Genomic DNA, 17440 nt, shown 5'->3' with positions numbered 1-17440 from the left:
AGGTCAGTACAGCCAGCGGAAGGAGCGGACCACGTCCGCCGCGTCACGGCCGGCCGCCCAGGCGGCGTCGGAGGCGCGTACCGCGCGGAAGGCGTCAGTGAGCTCCTCGCCCAGCGCGCTGCGGATGCGCTCGTTGGTCAGCAGCGCCCCGAGCTGCTCCTCGACGCTCGTGGGCAGCCGGTGGATGCCGCGTTCCGCACGCTGCTCGTCGGTCCAGGTACCGGGGTCCTCCTGCACGGGGCCGGGAGGCGTGAGGCCGTCCTCGACACCGGCCAGGCCGGCGGCGATGACGGCGGCCAGCGCCAGGTAGGGGTTGGCCGAGGCGTCCGACGGCTTGAGCTCGACGTTGGCGTGCGCGGCGCCCAGCAGGGGAGTGGCCGGTACGAGCCGCAGGGCCGCCTCCCGGTTCTGCACGCCCCAGAACGTGTACGCGCCTGACCAGTAGCCGGGCCGCAGCCGCTGCAGCGAGGACAGGCTGGGCGCGGTGACGGCCACGATCGCGGGCAGGTCGCGCAGCAGCCCGGCCAGGTAGGCGCCGCCCTCGGCAGTCATGCCTTCTGGGCCGTCACCGCCGGACAGCAGGTTCGTCCCCGAACGGGACAGCGAGGTGTGCAGGTGCCAGCCGTTGCCCACCTGGCCGAGGGTGACCAGCGGGGCGAAGCTCGCCCGCAGACCGTGGGCGCGGGCGGCGGCGTGCACGGTCTGCCTGGCCAGGAGTTGGCGGTCGGCGGCGGTGACCGGGTCGGCGGGGGCGATGTCGAACTCGAACTGCCCCGGCCCGTACTCGCCCTGGAACTGCCCGATGGGCACGCCGTTGCGGTCGAGGTCGCGCAGCAACCGCGCGGCGAAGGCGTCGACGGCCAGCATCTTGGCCGGCCCGTAGGACGGCCCGTCGAAAACGGGGCGCGGGTCGTCGTCGCCGTCGGCCCGGCTGAGGTGGAACTCGATCTCATAGCCGGCCAGGAAGTCGAGCCCCAGATCAGCGGCCCGGCGGACCTGGCGTTCCAGCGCGCCCCGCTGGTCGTACGGCCACGCCGAACCGTCGGCGGCCACCTGCCGTCCGGGCACCCACGCGAACCCGGGCTGACCGGCGAGCCGCACCATCCGGTCGGAGACCGGCACCAGCCGGATGTCGCCTGAAGGGGTGCCCAAAGGGGCATGGTCGAACGTGATCGCGTCATGGGAGTCGAACACCGCGAACAGCGGCGTCACGCCGACTCCCCGCTCGCTCACCGCGCCGAACTGGTCGACGGGCACCGTGCGTGAGCGCGGGATCCCGTTGTTGTCGGCCCAGACGATCGTGACTCCGACGACGCCGTCGTCGCTCGGACCCGACCCGTCCGTGCCGGTCCGCGGCGCGCCCGCGGTCGCCTGGTCGAGCATCGACATCCCCCCACGATCCGGATCGTGCCTGGTCACAGCGTCGAGCGCCGCGCCGGGGTCACTTTACAGCCAGCCGGTGCCCGCCCATGGGCGCCACGCCCATGGACATCGTCCGCGTTGGCGTCGAGATTGGTCGGCAGGCATCGCACGACACGAGGAGCGCGCACGAGGTTCGTGGAACTGGCCTCGGTGGACGGGTACATCTGGTCGCCCCGGCGGCGAACGTGCCCTGCACCGCGGCGGGGCTGCGGACGCTGCGGGAGCGGGGCGTGGTGACGCCGGCGGACTTCGTCTGCGGGGCCGGTGCCACGATCGGCTACCACGCCGAGATGGCGGGCGGGGTCTCCGACGCCGCTTCGGCGCGGGCCCTGGTGGAGGAGCGGATCGGCGGGCTCACCGCCTCGGCGCTGGAGCATCCCGACGGCCCGTACGCCGGCTCGTGCGCCGTGGCCGAGGCGTTCCTCGCCACCTGGCGCGACCCCGACGGCCCGCCCCTGGCCCCCGACACCACGGCCACCACGTGACGATCGGCCCTGAGGTCTTGTCCGTCTTGAATTCTTGTATGACAATATTTCGCGTCTGACAAAAAGCCTGACGAGAGGTGTGTCACGATGCGAACTTCCGACTGGCCCCGTACGGCGACCCGATGGACGCAACTGACGTTGGCCGAGGACGACCCGGCCCATCTCGATGTCGGCTTCTGGACGGAGGTGATGCGGGAGAGCAGGTCCAACGCCGCCTGCATCAGCGCCGGAGGCTATATCGCCTACTATCCGACGCGCATCCCCTTCCATTACCGCAGCTCCTTCATGGGCGACACCGACCCGTTCGGCGCGCTGGTCGAGGCGGCGAGGGGGCTGGGCATGCACGTCATGGCCAGGGTGGACCCGCACGCCGTGCACGCCGACGCGGCCAGGGCGCATCCCGAGTGGCTGGCGTGCGACCCGCAGGGGGAGCCCATCGAGCACTGGTCGTACCCCGGCATCTGGCTGACCTGCGCTTTCACCGGCTACCACCGCGAGTTCATCACCGAGGTGACGCGCGAGATCGTGCGGGAGTACGACGTGGACGCCGTCTTCGCCAACCGCTGGGAGGGCTACGGCGGCATCTCCTACAGCGAGGAGGCCCGGCGCTCCTTCCGCGACGAGACCGGGTTCGAGCTGCCCAAACGCGAGCGCGACCCGTCCGATCCCGCCTGGCCCGCCTACGTGGCCTGGCGGCGGCGCAAGCTGAGCGACCTGGTCGCGATCTGGGACGCGGCGGTCAAGGATCTGCGGCCGCACGCCCGCTTCATCCCCAACCTGGGCGGCTTCGCCGCCCGCGACCTGGAGCCCGAGCTGGTCCGCCGGGTCTACCCGCTGTTCGTGGTCGACAAGCAGGGCCGTTCGGGGATCGAGGCGCCCTGGGTGGCCGGGCGGGTGGCCAAGCGCAGCCGAGGTCTGTTCCCCGACCGGCCGATCGGGCTCATCGCCTCCGTCGGCCCCGAGCACCACCAGCACCGGTGGAAGGACTCGGTGGCCCCGCCCGAGGAGGTGCGGACCTGGATCGTGGACGGCTTCGCGCAGGGCGCGTTCCCGTGGTTCACCAAGTTCAACGCCACCGTCTCCGACCCCCGCTGGGTGCCGGCCGTGGTGGAGGCGTTCGACCTGCACGCGCGCCTTGAGCCGGTGTTGTCGGCGATGCCGGTCACCGCCGAGGTCGCGCTGCTCGACCCCGGCAGGGCGGGCAAGCTCGTGCCGGGGGCGGCACACAGCTTCCCCGACGAGGACGGCTTCTACCAGGCGCTGGTGGAGGCGCGGATCCCGTTCGAGCTCCTGGCCGACCAGATGCTGACCGCCGAGCGGCTGCGTCCGTACAAGGTGCTGGTCCTGGCCAACGCCGAGCACCTCGGCCAGGCGCAGTGCCAGGCGATCCGGGAGTACGTCGCGCAGGGCGGCGGGCTGGTGGCCGCCTACCAGTCCTCCCTGTACGACGAGCACGGCGAGCCGCGCGCGAACTTCGGCCTGGCCGACGTCTTCGGCGCCGACCTGCTCGAACCGGTCAGAGGGCCGGTGAAGAACAACTACATCGCCCTGACCGGCGACCACCCGGTGAACGCCGGCTTCGGCGGCGCCCAGCGCATCATCGGCGGCACCCGGCTGCTGCGGGTCGCGGCCGGGGAGGACACGCGGGTGCCGTTCCGGTTCGTCCCGGACTTTCCCGACCTACCCATGGAGGAGCTGTACGCCAGGCAGGCCCCCGACGCCCCGGCCGTCATCACCAGGCAGGGTCAGGGCCGGGTCGTCTACTTCCCGTTCGATCTCGGCGCGGTCTTCTGGGAGGCGCTCCAGGCCGACCACGGCCGCCTGATCGCCAACGCGGTGCGGTGGGCGCTCGGCGCCGAGCCCGAGGCCACCGTACGCGGGCCGGGGCTGGCCGACCTCGCCGTGCGCAAGGACGAGCGCGGCCTGGCCGTGACCGTCGTGAACCTCACCAACCCGATGGCCATGCGCGGCGCCATCAGGGAGACCATCCCGCTGCCACCGCAGACCGTGACCGTCGCCCTGCCGCCGGGCGTCGAGGAGGCCACGGCCCGGCTGCTGGTCGCCGACGCCGACGTCCCCGTCGTGGTCCGCGACGGCCGGGCCGAGGTGGAGCTGACCGGCATGGGGCTCATCGAGGTCGTGCACCTGATCTGGGGGCGGCGATGAGCAGGGCGTGGTGGCGTGAGCCGTTCCGGATGTTCCAGACCAACCTCCACGAAGTGGACGCCGGGCTCGACGTCGAGCGGGTGCTCGACTACCTGGAGGAGTTCGGCGCGAACACCTGGCTGATCAGCGTCGGCGGCATCCTGTCCAACTACCCGACCGACCTGGACTTCCAGACGCGCAACCCGCATCTGGCAGAGCGGCCGTCCGGCGACCTGATCGGCGACGCCGTGGCGGCGGCCCGCCGCAGGGGTGTGCGCGTCCTGGCCCGCATGGACTTCTCCAAGATTGACCACCGGCGGGCCGAGGAGCATCCCGAGTGGTGCTTCGTCTCGCCCTCGGGCGAGCCGCAGGTCTACAACGGGCTGACCAGCGTGTGCCCGAGCGGCGACTACTACCAGGTCAAGCTGTTCGAGGTCATCGGGGAGGTGCTCGACAGGTACGAGATCGACGGCTTCTTCCTCAACTGGATGTCGTTCAACGAAGTGGACTACAGCCGGCGCTACTGGGGGGTCTGCCAGTGCCTGGCGTGCGCCCGCCGCTTCGGCGACGAGCTCCCCGAAGGGCCTGACTCGCCCGGCTACGGGCGCTGGCGGACGTTCGCCCGCGACACGCTCGAAGACCTCAACGCTCGGATCAGGGCCGAGATCGCCGGGCGGCGGCCGCAGGCGGCGCTGATCCTGGGCGAGCACGCCGACATCGTCTTCCACGAGGCCAACAACGCCGTCGGCCGGCCCCTGTGGCACCACCGCACCAGCGAGCACGTCAGCGCGGCCAAGTCGCATCGGCCGCAGGTGCCGGTGCTGGTGAACTCGGTCGGGTTCGTGGACATGCCGTACCGGATGGCGGGGGAGGAGCCCTACCACTTCGCCCAGTACCTGCTGCAGGCGATCTCCCGTGGGGCGATCCCGTCCACGTACATCATGGGGACGCCCGATGACAGCCCGTACGAGTGCCTGGGGATCGCGGGCGAGATCACCCGATTCCACCGCGACCACGCCGGCCTCTACCGGGACCTGGTCTCCGAGGCGGGCACGCTGCTCGTCCGGCCCGAGGGGGAGTCCGCCGAGTTCCAGGGGCTGTACCTGGCGCTGCTCGAGCGGCACATCCCCTTCGACGTGCTGCCGGTGGGCAAGCTGCCGGTGAGCGACCTGTCCCGGTACCGGACGGTCGTGCTGCCCGACCTCGGCCCGCTGGCCTGCCCCGAGGTGCTGGACGCCTACGCCGAGTCGGGCGGGAGCGTGCTGGCGACCGGTTCGAGCGGCTTCGACGTGGACCAGCCCCAGCTCGCCTGCCTGCCCGCGGCCCGCCGCCTGGCGAGCTGGGAGAGCGAGGAGTCCGTGCGCTCGCTCCACCTGCGCGGCGAGCACGGCATGGTGCCCGTGATCGGCGCCTTCCACGTGATCGAGCCGGCCGAGCAGGCCCAGACGGGCCTGTTGGCGCTGTCCAGAGCCAGGTACGGCCCGCCGGAGAAATGTCACGGCCACCACGAAACCGCTCATCCCGGCTGGCTGAGCACCCCTTACGGCCGGGGCAGGGGCGTGCTGATGCCGTGGACCGTCGGCCGCGGCTACCGCGAGAGCGGGCTGAGCGCGCATCGCGACCTGTTCGCCGGCCACGCGGGGCCCGGCCTGGACACCGGCCTGCCCGAGCAGGTGGAGATCGTGCCCGCCCGCTCGGGCGAGGCGAGGGTGATCCACCTGCTCAACCGCTCCGGCGACGCCGACCAGCGCTTCCGCCGGCCGGTGCCGATCGCCCCCGCGTGGCTGGAGCTCCCGTGGCCGGGCGAGTGGCGGGCCTACGCCCTGCGCGCGGGCCGCGAACTGGAGATCGACGAGCGCAAGGTAGGCCTCCCCGAGATCGACCTGTACGAAGTGATCGCTCTGGCAGATTGTCAAACAAGTATTCATGACCTATTGACGGTCACGTCAGACAAATGAACACTAGGTCATCACCGGGGTAGCCGGTCCCCTGTGAGAACGACGGGAGAACAGTGATGAGCGGACTCGATCGGCGGGGATTCCTGAAACTGGCGGCGGCCGGAGTGTTGGGGGCGAGCCTCTCGGCGTGCGGCGGCGGCTCCGAGGGGGGCGCCGGCTCACTGAGATACGCCTTCTGGGGCAACAACGTCCGGCAGCAGAACTACACCAAGGCACTCAAGGAGTTCGTCGCCAAGAACCCGGGCATCCAGGTCGAGCCGGAGTTCGCCGAGTACGGCGCCTTCCAGGAGCGCATGACCACCCAGATGGCCGCCCGCGACGTGGCCGACATCTTCTGGGTGGCCTCACCCCAGGTGATGACCTACCACAAGAACAAGCTCTACCGCCGCCTCGACGACATCCCGACCCTCAACCTGGCCGACTACTCCAAGGAGGAGCTGGAGTCGTTCAAGCTGGGCGGGCAGCTCAACACCATGCCGTTCGGCATCTTCGTCGGCGTCATCCGCTACAACGAGAGCTTCGCCGAGGAAGACGACGTCAAGATCCCGCCGAAGGAGGCCGACTGGGACGCCTGGTCGGCCTTCCTCATCGACTACGCCAAGAACAACCCGGGCAAGCGCCGGGGCATGCCGTACGAGCCCGAAGCCGACCTGGGCTTCGAAGACTGGCTGCGCCAGCGCGGCGAGCAGCTCTGGACCGAGGAAGGCAAGCCCGGGTTCACCGTCGACACCCTGCGCGCCTGGCTCGACTGGTGGGACAAGCTGTACAAGGCCGGTGCCGTGACCACGCTCAGCGAGCAGGAGGGCATGGGCCCCGACTGGGCTCTGGTCGGCAAGAAGGTGCTGGCCAAGATGGGCAACTCCAACCACCTCATCGACGACGCCAAGATGTTCCCCGACTACCGCTTCAAACTGCGCCCGATACCCGTGGCCAAGGACGCCCAGGCCGGTCATCCATTCCTCTACCTCCCCCGGATGGCGATATATCAGGGCATCGACGATGACAAGGTCGAGACCGCCGGCAAGCTCATCAGCTACAACACCGGCGACCCCGCGATGCTCAGAACGGTCGGCATGACCATGGGCGCGCCCGTCAACCCCAAGGTCTTCCAGCAGTCCCTGGACAGCGCCAGCGGCGACGAGAAGGAGATGCTCACCGTCGTGCGGGCCGGTCGTGAGGCCGAACGCCGCCCCCGCTTCGAGGCGCCGCCGGGCACGAGCGCCTGGCGTACGAACATGGGCAAGGTCGGCGAGGAGATCGCGCTCGGCCGGCTCAGCACCGCCGACGGCGCCAAACGGCTGCTGGACGAGATCCAGGCCGGCATCACCCGGGCCCAGTAGGAGAGCGTCATGGCGAAACGCAGCCTCGAACGTCAGGGCGGCGCCGCGCACGTCTTCCTCATCCCGTGGTGGCTCGGGCTCGTGCTGATCACGCTGGTGCCGCTGCTGGCCTCGCTCTACCTGGCCTTCACCGACTACAACATCCTGGCCACGCCGGAGTTCAACGGCCTGGCCAACTTCGAGCGCATGTTCGCGGATGAGAACTTCTGGGCCGCCGTCCGGGTGACCCTCGTCTACGTCCTGGTCTCCATCCCCCTGCAACTCGGCTTCGCGCTGCTGCTGGCGCTCATCCTGGACCGGGGGCTGCGCGGGCTGGCCTTCTACCGCAGCGCCTTCTACTTGCCCTCGCTGCTGGGCACCAGCGTCGCCGTGGCGATCCTGTGGCGGCAGCTCTTCGGCGACGACGGCCTCGTCGACCGGGCGCTGTCGGTCTTCGGCCTCGAACTCGGAAGCTGGCTGCAGAACCCGAGCCTGGCGCTGTCGACGCTGATCGTCCTGAACGTGTGGACCTTCGGCTCGCCGATGGTCATCTTCCTGGCCGGCCTCCGCCAGATCCCCGAGGAACTGTACGAGGCCGCCAGAGTGGACGGCGCCGGGCTGGTCCGCCAGTTCACCCGCGTCACGATCCCGCTGCTCACCCCGATCATCTTCTTCAACCTCATCCTGCAGACGATCGGCGCCTTCCAGACCTTCACCCAGGCCCAGGTCGTCAGCGGCGGCACCGGAGGCCCGGCCAACTCGACGCTGTTCTACACGCTCTACATCTACCAGCAGGGCTTCACGAACTTCGACATGGGCTACGCCTCCGCCCTGGCCTGGGTGCTGATGGCCGCGATCGGCCTGGTGACGGCCGTGCACTTCATCCTGTCGAAGTACTGGGTCTTCTACGGAGACGACTGATGACGACCGCGACCACCTCGTTCGAGTCCACGCGGGCCGGCTCCAGGGCGGCCCTTCGCCGGCGCGGCCGCCGCGACCTGCTCAAGCACCTCGGGCTCGGCGCCTTCGTGGTGCTGATGCTCTATCCGCTGGTCTGGATGATCGTCAGCTCGGTCAAGCCCGACCACCTCATCCTGACCGAGACCGGCCTCATCCCCGGCGAGATCACCTTCGACAACTTCGTCGAGGGCTGGAACGCGCTGAACCGCCCCTTCTCGGTCTTCTTCCTCAACTCCCTGGTCGTCACCGTCGGCGCGATCATCGGCAACCTGTTCTCCTGCTCGCTGACCGCGTTCGCGCTGGCCAGGCTGGAGTTTCGGATGCGCAAGGTCTACCTGGCCATCACGCTGGTGTCGGTGATGTTGCCGATGCACGTGCTGGTGATCCCGCAGTACATCTTCTTCTCGCAGCTCGACCTGGTGAACACCTACTTCCCGCTGCTCGTGCCCAAGTTCCTGGCCACCGACGCGTTCTTCATCTACCTGATGGTGCAGTTCATCAGGACCATCCCGCGCGACCTCGACCGCGCGGCCTGGATCGACGGCTGCGGCCCCTTCCGTACCTTCTGGTACGTGGTCCTGCCGCTCATGCGGCCGGCCCTCGTGACCACCACGATCTTCACCTTCATCTGGACCTGGAACGACTTCTTCGTCCCGCTGATCTACCTCACCTCGCCGAAGATGTTCACGGTGCCGGTCGCGCTCAACTCCATGGTCGACTCCGAGTCGCAGACCGGTGTGGGCATGCTGTTCGCGATGTCGCTCGTGTCGCTGCTGCCCGTGCTCATCTTCTTCGCCATCGCCCAGAAACAGCTCATCCGCGGCATCGCCACTACGGGGCTCAAATGAGGATCACCGTCACCGGACACCACGACGAGATCACACGCCGGCGCATCCGCCGGGCCGCCGGGGACGCGCACGTCGCGTTCGCCTCCGACCCGGCGGAGGGCATCGAGCACGCCGACGCCGTCGTCGGCAACGTGCCGGACCCGCTGCTGGCCAGGGCGTCCAGACTGCGCTGGGTGCACAGCCCGTCGGCCGGGGTCGACGCCGTCCTGTCCGAGAAGCTGCTGGCCAGTGAGGTGATCCTCACCTCCTCCACGGGCAACGGCGCGATCCCGCTGGCCGAGCACGCCATGATGCTGATGCTCATGCTCAACAGGGACGCGCCGCGCTGGCTGCGCGCCCAGTCCGAGCGCCGCTGGGACCGCTACGTCCACGGCGAGCTCGCGGGCCGGACCGTCGGCCTGTACGGGCTGGGCAACGCCGGCCTCGACCTGGCCGCCAAGGCGAAGGCGTTCCGCATGCGGGTGCTCGGCATGCGCAGATTGCCGGGCGCCACCGCCCCCGGCGTGGACGAACTCCTCGGCCAGGACGACTTCCCGCGCCTTCTCGCCGAGTCCGACTTCGTGGTGGTGACCGCGCCGCTCACGGCGGCCACCGCGGGCCGGTTCGGCAGGAAGGCGTTCGCGGCGATGCGGCCCACGGCGTTCTTCGTCTGCGTCTCGCGCGGCGGGATCGCCGACGACGCCGCCCTGTTCGACGCGGTGCGCGAGGGAGAGATCGCCGGAGCCGGGCTCGACGCCCACGCGGTGGAGCCCCTCCCGCGCGAGAGCCCCTTCTGGAGGCTGCCGAACGTCATCGTCACCCCGCACAACGGCGCCACCACCGAGGAGACCGCCCGCCGCGGCTTCGACATCATGCTGGACAATGTGGGCCGGTTCGCGCGGGGCGAGCCGCTGCGGAACATCGTCGACAAGGCCGCCGGATACTGAGAGGACCAGTATACTTGTCTGACGATTTCGCAGATCTGGGAGGAGTTTTGTGGACGGTCAGACCAACTTCTCTCTGGGACCGTCGTCTCTGACGGAAGCGCTCTACGAGTCGGTCAGAAAGCGCATCGTCAACGGCGAGATCGCCCCGGGGGAGAAGCTCACCGAGATCCGCATCGCCGGCGAGTACAACGTCGCGCGCCCGACCGCGAAGGCGTGCCTGGAACGCCTCACCGCGCTCGGGCTGCTGCGCCGCACCACGCACAAGACGGCCGTCGTCCCCGAACTGGATGAGGAGGAGATCCGCGACCTGTACTTCAGCCGCGAGACCGTCGAGCGGGCCGCCGTCGCGGCGCTGGCCCGCTCGGCCACCGTGCCGCCCGCGGCCGTGCGCGCGCAGGCGGCGATGAAGGCCGCGGCCGGCGACATGGCCTTCGCCAGCCAGGTCGAGGCCGACATCGCCTTCCACTCCGCGCTCGTCGCCGCCGTCGGCAGCCGCCGGCTGTCGCGGATGCACGAGGTGATCCTCGGCGAGGTGCACCTCACGATGGGGCAGTTCCAGGCCCACCGCACCACCCACCCGATGAACGTGGTGCACGAGCACGACGACATACTGAAGGCCATCGGCGACGGCGACCCCGAACAGGCCCAGCAGTGTCTGGCCCACCACCTCGACCAGGCCCAGGGGCGCCTGCTCGGCCAGCTCCGCCGCGAACAATCGGAAGAGGCTCCCGCGTGACCAACTGGACCGTCAACTGTTCCATCCTCTACACCGACCTGCCCCTGCTCGAACGCCCGGCCGCGGCGGCGGCCGACGGGTTCGCGGCGGTCGAGTTCTGGTGGCCGTGGCCGGTGGCGGTCCCCGCCGACCGCGACGTGGACGCCTTCGTCCGCGCCGTCGAAGAGGCGGGGGTGCGACTGACCGGCCTCAACTTCTTCGCCGGTGACATGCCGGCCGGAGACCGCGGCGTGGTGTCGTGGCCCGCGCGGGCGCGCGAGCTGCTCGACAACATCCCCGTGGTGGCGGCCATCGGCGAACGGCTCGGCTGCCGGGCCTTCAACGCCCTGTACGGCAACAGGCTCGACGGCGTCGAGGCCAAGGAACAGGACGAACTGGCCCTGGAGTCGCTGACGGCCTGCGCGCGCGGTGTCGAGGGCACCGTGCTGCTGGAGCCGGTCAGCGGCGCGCCCCGCTATCCGCTGCTGACCGCCGACGACGCGGTGGCCGTGCTCGACCGGCTCGGCGAGGCGCCCAACGTGGGCCTGCTCGCCGACTTCTACCACCTGGCCGTCAACGGCGACGACGTGCCGGCCGTCATCCGGCGGCACGCGGCCCGCATCGCCCACGTGCAGATCGCCGACGCGCCCGGCAGAGGCGCGCCCGGCCAGGGCACGCTGCCGCTGCGGCAATGGATCGACGACGTGCGGGCCGCCGGATACGACGGCCACGTCAGTCTCGAATACCGCTTCGAAGGCCCCGGCGCCTTCGACTGGCTACCACGCGACCAACGCGCGGGAGGAACAACGTGAGCACCATCGCCTTCATCGGACTCGGTATCATGGGCAGCCCCATGGCCGTCCACCTGGCCAAGGCCGGGCATGCCGTGGCCGGATACAACCGCTCGCCGGAGAAGACCAAACCCCTGGTCGAAGCCGGTGGACGGGCCGCCGCGTCCGTCGCCGACGCGGTGAGGGGCGCCGAGGTGGTCGCGCTCATGGTGCCCGACTCGCCCGACGTGCGCCAGGTGCTGACCGGCGAGGACGGCGTGTTCGCGCACGCCGCTCCCGGCACGTTGATCATCGACTTCTCCACGATCCGTCCCGACGTCACCCGCGAACTGGCCGGCGAGGCGGCCGGGCACGGCCTGCGCTACCTCGACGCGCCCGTCTCCGGCGGCGAGGCCGGCGCCAGGAACGCCGCCCTGTCGATCATGGTGGGCGGCGACGGCGCCGACTTCGAGGCGGCCGGGCCCGTCTTCGACGCGGTCGGCAAGACGATCGTGCACGTCGGCCCGAGCGGCTCCGGCCAGACGGTCAAGGCCGCCAACCAGCTCATCGTCGCCGCCAACATCGAGGCCCTGGCCGAGGCCGTGGTGTTCCTGCGGGCCTACGGCGTGGACCTGGAGGCGGCGCTGGAGGTGCTCGGCGGCGGGCTGGCAGGCTCCGCCGTGCTGGCGCAGAAGCGCGACAAGATGCTGCGCCACTCCTTCGAGCCCGGCTTCCGCATCGCCCTGCACCACAAGGACATGGGCATCGTCACCTCGGCCGCCCGTGAGGCCGGCGTCGTGCTGCCGCTGGGGGCGCTGGTCGCCCAGCTCGTCGCCTCGGCGAACGCGTCGGGCGACGGCGCCCTCGACCATTCCGCGCTGCTGCGCGGCGTCGAACGCCTGTCCGGCGAGCCCCGTCCTTAGGAGCGGGCGTGGCCGGCGTCCGGGGACGACAGGTCGGCCTTGATGCCGCTGATGCGGTCGTCCTGGTCGAACTCCGCGACCGCCTCGAAGCCCGGGCCCCTGAGCCTGATCCGGTGGGCCTCCGAGTCCGCCTGGAAGCCGCGCCTGGCGGCGTAGCCGTGCAGGACGCGCCGGTGGTCGGTGAGCGTCAGGCCCAAGAGCGCCTGCTGGATGACGCGCATGACGCGGGCCGGCTCGGGCGGGGGCAGCCGGAAGTCGGGGTGTTCCACCAGGAACGCGGCCCGCGTCCCGCCGCCCGCGTCGCCGTTGTAGGAGGTCCACAGTCCGGTCACGGCCTTGGCCGCCTCGGTCATGAGCCCGGCGGCCAGGTGCGGTTCTGACGGGGAACCGGGCAGCGCGCTGAACGGGACCTCGGCGGAGGCGAGCTCGGCGATGCCGTGTTGCCGGCCGAAGTCGCGCAACGTCGTGGACGCCGCCACCACGGGATCCGGGAAACCCGACGGGTTCGCCCAGGCCCACAACCACGAGCCCGGGCCGGGGGCGGCGCTGCCGAGGAGGTGGAAGGTGGTGCAGGTGATCGTACGGGCGCCGGTGAACTCGAAGCGCTGCTGTTGCAGGTCCACGTGCCAGCTGTGCTCGTCGAGGACCTCTTCGAGGTGCAACTGGTGTTCCAGGGAGAGCAGAGCGGCATCGTCGAGCAGGTTTGCGAAGGTGAGGGAGTTTTGCACCTTTCGCAGCGTAAGGGGCTCGGCGGCAAATGGTGGAGAATCCACCAGATATACCGCCGATGGTTGAGGCCGGGGCGATGCTCACCCCGGCCTTGGGTTTCCTCGGGTCAGGTACGGCCCGCCGGGGTTACCAGGTGACGGGCAGTTCGTGCATGCCGTAGACGCTGGCGTCGTCCTTGAACCGGAGCTGCTCGTCGGGGACGGCCAGTCGCAGGCCGGGGATCCGCCGGAACAGGGTGTCGAAGACGATCTCCAGTTCCACGCGGGCCAGGTTCTGGCCCAGGCACTGGTGCGGGCCGTAGCCGAAGGCCAGGTGGCTGCGGGCGTCGCGGTCGATGTCGAAGCTGCCGGCGTCGGCGAACACCTCCGGGTCGCGGTTGCCGGCGTTCGCCAGCGTGAGCACGCCTTCCCCGGCGGGGATGACCGTGCCGCCGAGCTCGACGTCCTCGACGGCCACCCGCATGATCGCGAATTCGGCGATCGTGAACTGCCGCAGGAGCTCCTCGACCGCGCCCGGCGTCTTGGCGGGGTCCTCGCGCATCGCGGCGAGTGAGTCGGGGTGCCGCAGCAGCATGTAGGTGCCCAGCGAGATCATGTTCGCGGTGGTCTCGTGCCCGGCGATCAGCAGCAGGAAAGCCAGGCTGACCAGTGCCCCGTGGTCCACCTCGCCGCTCTCGCGCTGCTTGATGACCTGGCGGCCGAGCAGGTCGTCGGTGGGCTCCTCCTCCTTGGCCTTGATCAGCTTGTCGAGGTAGATGATCAGTTCGAGGGCCGAGTGCTGCCGCTCCTGCGCCGTGATGGTGTGGTTGAGCAGTTGCGCGGAGTGCGTCTGGAAGAAGTCGTGCTCGTCGTAGGGCACGCCGAGCAGTTCGCAGATCACCAGTGAGGGCACCGGCAGGGCCAGCGCGCTTACCAGGTCGACCGGGCGCGGGCCGTCCAGCATGGCGTCGATGTGCTCGTCCACGATCTGCTGGATGCGCGGCCGCAGGGCCGCCATGCGCCTGACGGTGAACTCCCCGACCACCGCGCGCCGTGCGGGACCGTGCTCGGGCGGGTCCATCTCCAGCAGCATCTTGGGCAGCGGTGACTCGCTCGGCCCCATCTCGCCGTTCAGCCTGGGGGCGTTGGGGTTGCGGCGGTCGGCGCTGAAGCGGGGGTCGCTCAGGACCGTGCGGATGTCCTCGTAGCGGGCGGCGACCCAGGCGGGCGAGCCGCCCGGCAGCGTGATCTTGGAGACCGGCTGCTCGCGCAGGAGACGGAGGTGCTGGTCAGGCGGCGCGTACGGGCAGGTGCGGTTGATCTGGAGCGTTTCAGTGGAGTCAGCGGTCACGATTGTCCCCAATCAGCAAGGCCCAACTTCCCTACATCTGTAGGCTAACCTACAGATGTAGGGTGCAGTTACACTGAAATGTGGCCCTCCCCAGAGACAGAAGCAGCGACCTGAGCGATCCGCGGGTGCGCCGCACACAGGCGGCCCTGCAACGCACACTGATCGATCTCGTCCAGGACCGCGAGCTGTCCCGCATCAGCGTCGCCGACGTCGCCGAACGCGCCGGGGTGAGCCGCTCCACCTTCTACGACCACTACCGCGACGTGCACGAACTGGCCGAGGCCGCCTGCACCACGATGATCGACGACCTGATCGAGGCCATTCCCAACCCCGGCGCGGGCGACGTCCCCCACACGCCCGCCGACACCCTGCTGACCTTCTTCGCCCACCTCGCCGACCATGCCGGCCTCTACCGCAGCGTGCTCGGGTCCCAAGGCAGCGCGCGCGTCATCGGCCACGTGCGCCGCCGCGCCACCGTCGCCGCCTACCTCGGCGCACGCCGCGCCGCCACCGGCGACGAGACCCCGTCGCCCGCCGACTACACGGCCCGCACGCCGCACGACGTGCCCGCCGCGTTCACCGCGGGGGCGCTCATCGGCGTCGCCACCGACTGGCTCGAACACGGATGCCCGCGCTCGCCCGCCGAAATGGCCGCCCTGACCAAGCCGCTCCTGATGGCGCTCTACCGCGAGGACGTCCACCCGCGACCGTGACGCCCGCTTCCCGGCGGGCCCATGGCGGCAGCGCGACGAACCGGCCCTTCCGCGCGCTGCCCGACGTGAACGGCCGGGGTCAGGCGGGCTGCCCGGCCTCCGTGCGCGCGGCCATCCGCCGTTCGAACCACACCGAGGTGAACGGCGGCACCGCGCACACCAGGCCGAGCACGACCGTGCCCCGGCTCCAGCCCGCCTCCCGCGCGCTGAGCACCACGCCGGCCGCGTACAGCAGGAACAGCGCGCCGTGGATCGGGCCGAACACCTTCACCCCGAGTTCACCGGTCTCGGTCACGTACTTGAAGAACATCCCGACCAGCAGGCCCGCCCACGAACACGCCTCGGCCACCGCGACGACTCGAAACCAGCGCAGCACACTCCACCCTTTCACCCGGTATCCGCGCATACTCTACAGGCTGTAGAGGACGGCTCGGCCGGAGGGGAAGGGCGGAGCGGGCCGGGCGCGCGGAGCTAACTGGACGACACCGAGAAGCTGTTGGTGACGAAGTCCATTCCGCCGCTGGAGGAGGTGATCTCGTAGCCGAACTGCACGTTGCCGAGTGTCACGTCGCCCATCCAGCCGTTGGTGCGCAGCCAGTTGAGCACCGCCTTGACGTCCACCGTGCCGGAGTTGGTGTTGCCGGTCCTGACGAACGAGAAGACCTGGTTGGCGCCGTTGCTGCCTCGGTAGACGTCCCAGCTGTGGCCGCCGACCGTGGCGCCGGTCTGGCGGGAGCCGAGCGGGCCGACGGGGCCTCGCTTGTTCATCCAGAGCATGATCTCGTAGGCGTTGGCGGAGTCCCAGATGTCGTAGGCCGTCGCGTACGCCCCGCCGCCTGGCACGGTGACGTTGAAGCTGCTGGTGACGCTGCCGAGTGCGCTGATGCGCTTGCCGACGTACTTGGTGGCGTTCGGGTACGACTTCACCCCTCCGGTGTTGGGGTGGTTGGCCCACACGCCCCAGTTGCTGTAGGAGTTCGCCCAGATGGTCTGCGGGCCGGCGCCGCCGCCCCAGATGTTGTTGTAGAGGGTGTAGCCGCCGTTGTTCCAGGTGCCCCATTGGTCGGTGGAGGACCAGGTGGCGGCCAGCGCCGGCGGGGCGAAGAAGCCGACGACGGTCGCCACTACGCAAACGAGTAACGCTCCTGAACGTGCGATCCCGCGCATGCTCGATCCCTTCTGTCTTCTCTCCTTTAGTTTGGCCGTCGTACAAATTAAAGAATGTGCGCCAGTCGGCCCGTCCAGTCAACCTGGTGTGAAACTTTCGCCAGGAAGACCGGCGGAGCGAATCGCGGGAGACTCAGGCGCTCGCGAGATAGGCGGCGGAAACCGGGCGCACGGTGCGGAGCACGGTGAGGAGTTCCGCTTCTGAGGCGTGCCGGCTTTCGAGCTGCACCAGGGCGTTGCTGTGCCTGGCGACTACCAGGGTCAGGCTGTCGTTGTCCTGGCGCACCCAGTGGCCATCCGCGGCCGGACGGCACGTGCCGCCCTCGGTCGGATATGGCGTGGCGCACATGGCCTCGGGGGTTGCCGCGGCACCCGGGTGGACGAACACCTGAATCAACGACCAGGTCGGGTCGTAGGCGTCGCCGCGCCCGCGTTCGAATTCGAGGAAGATTGCCGGGCCGTAGTCTCCCCCGTCGCCCGACCAGGGTTCCGCACGTGCCAATGTGTACCCCGCCGGGACCGCAGGGGCGAGCAGCGGGACACCCGACCGCTCGAAGGCCTGCACGTCCTGCCAGCGGCGAAACGGCTCAGCCACCTGCGCCGAGGCCACCTGCGCCGAGACCAGCACGCCGGCCACCGTGATGCGGATCCACCAGCCGCCGCTCTCGCCCGCCCACCAGGCCGCCGCGACGTAGCCGAGCACTGCGGCGAGCACGTACACGCCGCTGACCAGCATCTCATCGAAACCGAAGATGTCGTGGTCGGGGACGAGGCGCCCCAGGCTCGCGCCCAGGACCGGGGTCGCGATCCCACCGGCGATCGCCACGACACCCCAGTGCGGCATCCGCAGCAGACGGGCCGCGACGGCGCCGACAGGAAAGGGGACGACGAACATCGCCCAGAAGTTGAGCAGCGCGCCGAGTTCGTCGTCCTTGGCCACGGCGTCCGCGTAGATGGCCGCCAGCACGAGACCGACCAGCAGTCCCGTCAACATGCCCCGGCCAACGGGGATCCGTGTGCGCTCCATGTCA

The 17440-nt window shown here is 70.2% G+C and carries 17 protein-coding genes; 11 read left to right on the top strand and 6 right to left on the bottom strand.

Annotation, left to right across the window (positions count from 1 at the left end; all coding sequences use genetic code 11):
* Positions 1-3: 3 nt before the first annotated feature.
* The gene (locus tag ACFOY2_RS07225; RefSeq protein WP_379527151.1) at positions 4-1389 is read right to left on the bottom strand and encodes a glutamine synthetase; all 1386 of its coding nucleotides are present in this window, start codon (positions 1387-1389) and stop codon (positions 4-6) included.
* 218 nt (positions 1390-1607) lie between these two features.
* On the opposite strand from ACFOY2_RS07225, the gene ACFOY2_RS07220 reads away from it, so the two are divergent.
* From ACFOY2_RS07220 to ACFOY2_RS07175, 10 genes are all read left to right on the top strand, one after another.
* Complete coding sequence (locus ACFOY2_RS07220) at positions 1608-1907, top strand: hypothetical protein (protein ID WP_379527150.1); 300 nt, start codon at positions 1608-1610, stop codon at positions 1905-1907.
* Between the two features lie 87 nt (positions 1908-1994).
* The gene (locus tag ACFOY2_RS07215) at positions 1995-4073 is read left to right on the top strand and encodes a family 10 glycosylhydrolase (RefSeq protein WP_379527149.1); all 2079 of its coding nucleotides are present in this window, start codon (positions 1995-1997) and stop codon (positions 4071-4073) included.
* Positions 4070-6010, top strand: a complete 1941-nt coding sequence (locus ACFOY2_RS07210; RefSeq protein ID WP_379527148.1) for a hypothetical protein — start codon at positions 4070-4072, stop codon at positions 6008-6010. The genes ACFOY2_RS07215 and ACFOY2_RS07210 overlap by 4 nt, the downstream gene beginning before the upstream one ends.
* 56 nt (positions 6011-6066) lie before the next feature.
* Complete coding sequence (locus tag ACFOY2_RS07205) at positions 6067-7350, top strand: ABC transporter substrate-binding protein (RefSeq protein WP_379527147.1); 1284 nt, start codon at positions 6067-6069, stop codon at positions 7348-7350.
* 9 nt (positions 7351-7359) lie between these two features.
* Positions 7360-8250: a carbohydrate ABC transporter permease gene (locus ACFOY2_RS07200; RefSeq protein WP_379527146.1), complete on the top strand. Its 891-nt coding sequence runs from the start codon at positions 7360-7362 to the stop codon at positions 8248-8250.
* Positions 8250-9137 (top strand): carbohydrate ABC transporter permease, encoded by an 888-nt coding sequence (locus ACFOY2_RS07195; protein WP_379527145.1) that lies wholly within the window; start codon positions 8250-8252, stop codon positions 9135-9137. Before ACFOY2_RS07200 ends, ACFOY2_RS07195 begins: the two co-directional genes overlap by 1 nt.
* Positions 9134-10063: a D-2-hydroxyacid dehydrogenase gene (locus ACFOY2_RS07190; RefSeq protein WP_379527144.1), complete on the top strand. Its 930-nt coding sequence runs from the start codon at positions 9134-9136 to the stop codon at positions 10061-10063. Before ACFOY2_RS07195 ends, ACFOY2_RS07190 begins: the two co-directional genes overlap by 4 nt.
* Before the next feature lie 49 nt (positions 10064-10112).
* Positions 10113-10799 carry a GntR family transcriptional regulator gene (locus ACFOY2_RS07185; RefSeq protein WP_379527143.1) on the top strand — a complete coding sequence of 229 codons (687 nt, stop codon included), beginning with the start codon at positions 10113-10115 and terminating at the stop codon, positions 10797-10799.
* Positions 10796-11590 carry a hydroxypyruvate isomerase family protein gene (locus ACFOY2_RS07180; RefSeq protein WP_379527142.1) on the top strand — a complete coding sequence of 265 codons (795 nt, stop codon included), beginning with the start codon at positions 10796-10798 and terminating at the stop codon, positions 11588-11590. The genes ACFOY2_RS07185 and ACFOY2_RS07180 overlap by 4 nt, the downstream gene beginning before the upstream one ends.
* Positions 11587-12471: a 2-hydroxy-3-oxopropionate reductase gene (locus tag ACFOY2_RS07175; RefSeq protein WP_379527141.1), complete on the top strand. Its 885-nt coding sequence runs from the start codon at positions 11587-11589 to the stop codon at positions 12469-12471. Before ACFOY2_RS07180 ends, ACFOY2_RS07175 begins: the two co-directional genes overlap by 4 nt.
* Here the strand turns inward: ACFOY2_RS07175 and ACFOY2_RS07170 are convergent.
* Positions 12468-13199 (bottom strand): DUF6882 domain-containing protein, encoded by a 732-nt coding sequence (locus tag ACFOY2_RS07170; RefSeq protein ID WP_379527140.1) that lies wholly within the window; start codon positions 13197-13199, stop codon positions 12468-12470. The genes ACFOY2_RS07175 and ACFOY2_RS07170 overlap by 4 nt on opposite strands.
* Positions 13200-13326: 127 nt before the next feature.
* The gene (locus ACFOY2_RS07165) at positions 13327-14529 is read right to left on the bottom strand and encodes a cytochrome P450 (RefSeq protein WP_379527139.1); all 1203 of its coding nucleotides are present in this window, start codon (positions 14527-14529) and stop codon (positions 13327-13329) included.
* Between the two features lie 125 nt (positions 14530-14654).
* Here ACFOY2_RS07165 and ACFOY2_RS07160 point away from each other — a divergent pair, with 125 nt between their 5' ends.
* Positions 14655-15242 (top strand): TetR/AcrR family transcriptional regulator, encoded by a 588-nt coding sequence (locus ACFOY2_RS07160; protein WP_379527138.1) that lies wholly within the window; start codon positions 14655-14657, stop codon positions 15240-15242.
* A gap of 79 nt (positions 15243-15321) precedes the next feature.
* On the opposite strand, the gene ACFOY2_RS07155 is transcribed toward ACFOY2_RS07160, so the two are convergent.
* From ACFOY2_RS07155 to ACFOY2_RS07145, 3 genes are all read right to left on the bottom strand, one after another.
* Positions 15322-15648: a DUF3817 domain-containing protein gene (locus ACFOY2_RS07155; protein WP_379527137.1), complete on the bottom strand. Its 327-nt coding sequence runs from the start codon at positions 15646-15648 to the stop codon at positions 15322-15324.
* 65 nt (positions 15649-15713) lie between these two features.
* Positions 15714-16409 carry a glycoside hydrolase family 12 protein gene (locus ACFOY2_RS07150; RefSeq protein ID WP_379527136.1) on the bottom strand — a complete coding sequence of 232 codons (696 nt, stop codon included), beginning with the start codon at positions 16407-16409 and terminating at the stop codon, positions 15714-15716.
* Positions 16410-16542: 133 nt separating this feature from the next.
* Complete coding sequence (locus ACFOY2_RS07145; protein ID WP_379527135.1) at positions 16543-17436, bottom strand: hypothetical protein; 894 nt, start codon at positions 17434-17436, stop codon at positions 16543-16545.
* Positions 17437-17440 lie beyond the last annotated feature (4 nt).

Source organism: Nonomuraea purpurea (assembly GCF_042650645.1).
Taxonomy (GTDB): Bacteria; Actinomycetota; Actinomycetes; order Streptosporangiales; family Streptosporangiaceae; genus Nonomuraea; species Nonomuraea purpurea.
This window is presented reverse-complemented; position numbering and strand designations above follow the sequence as displayed.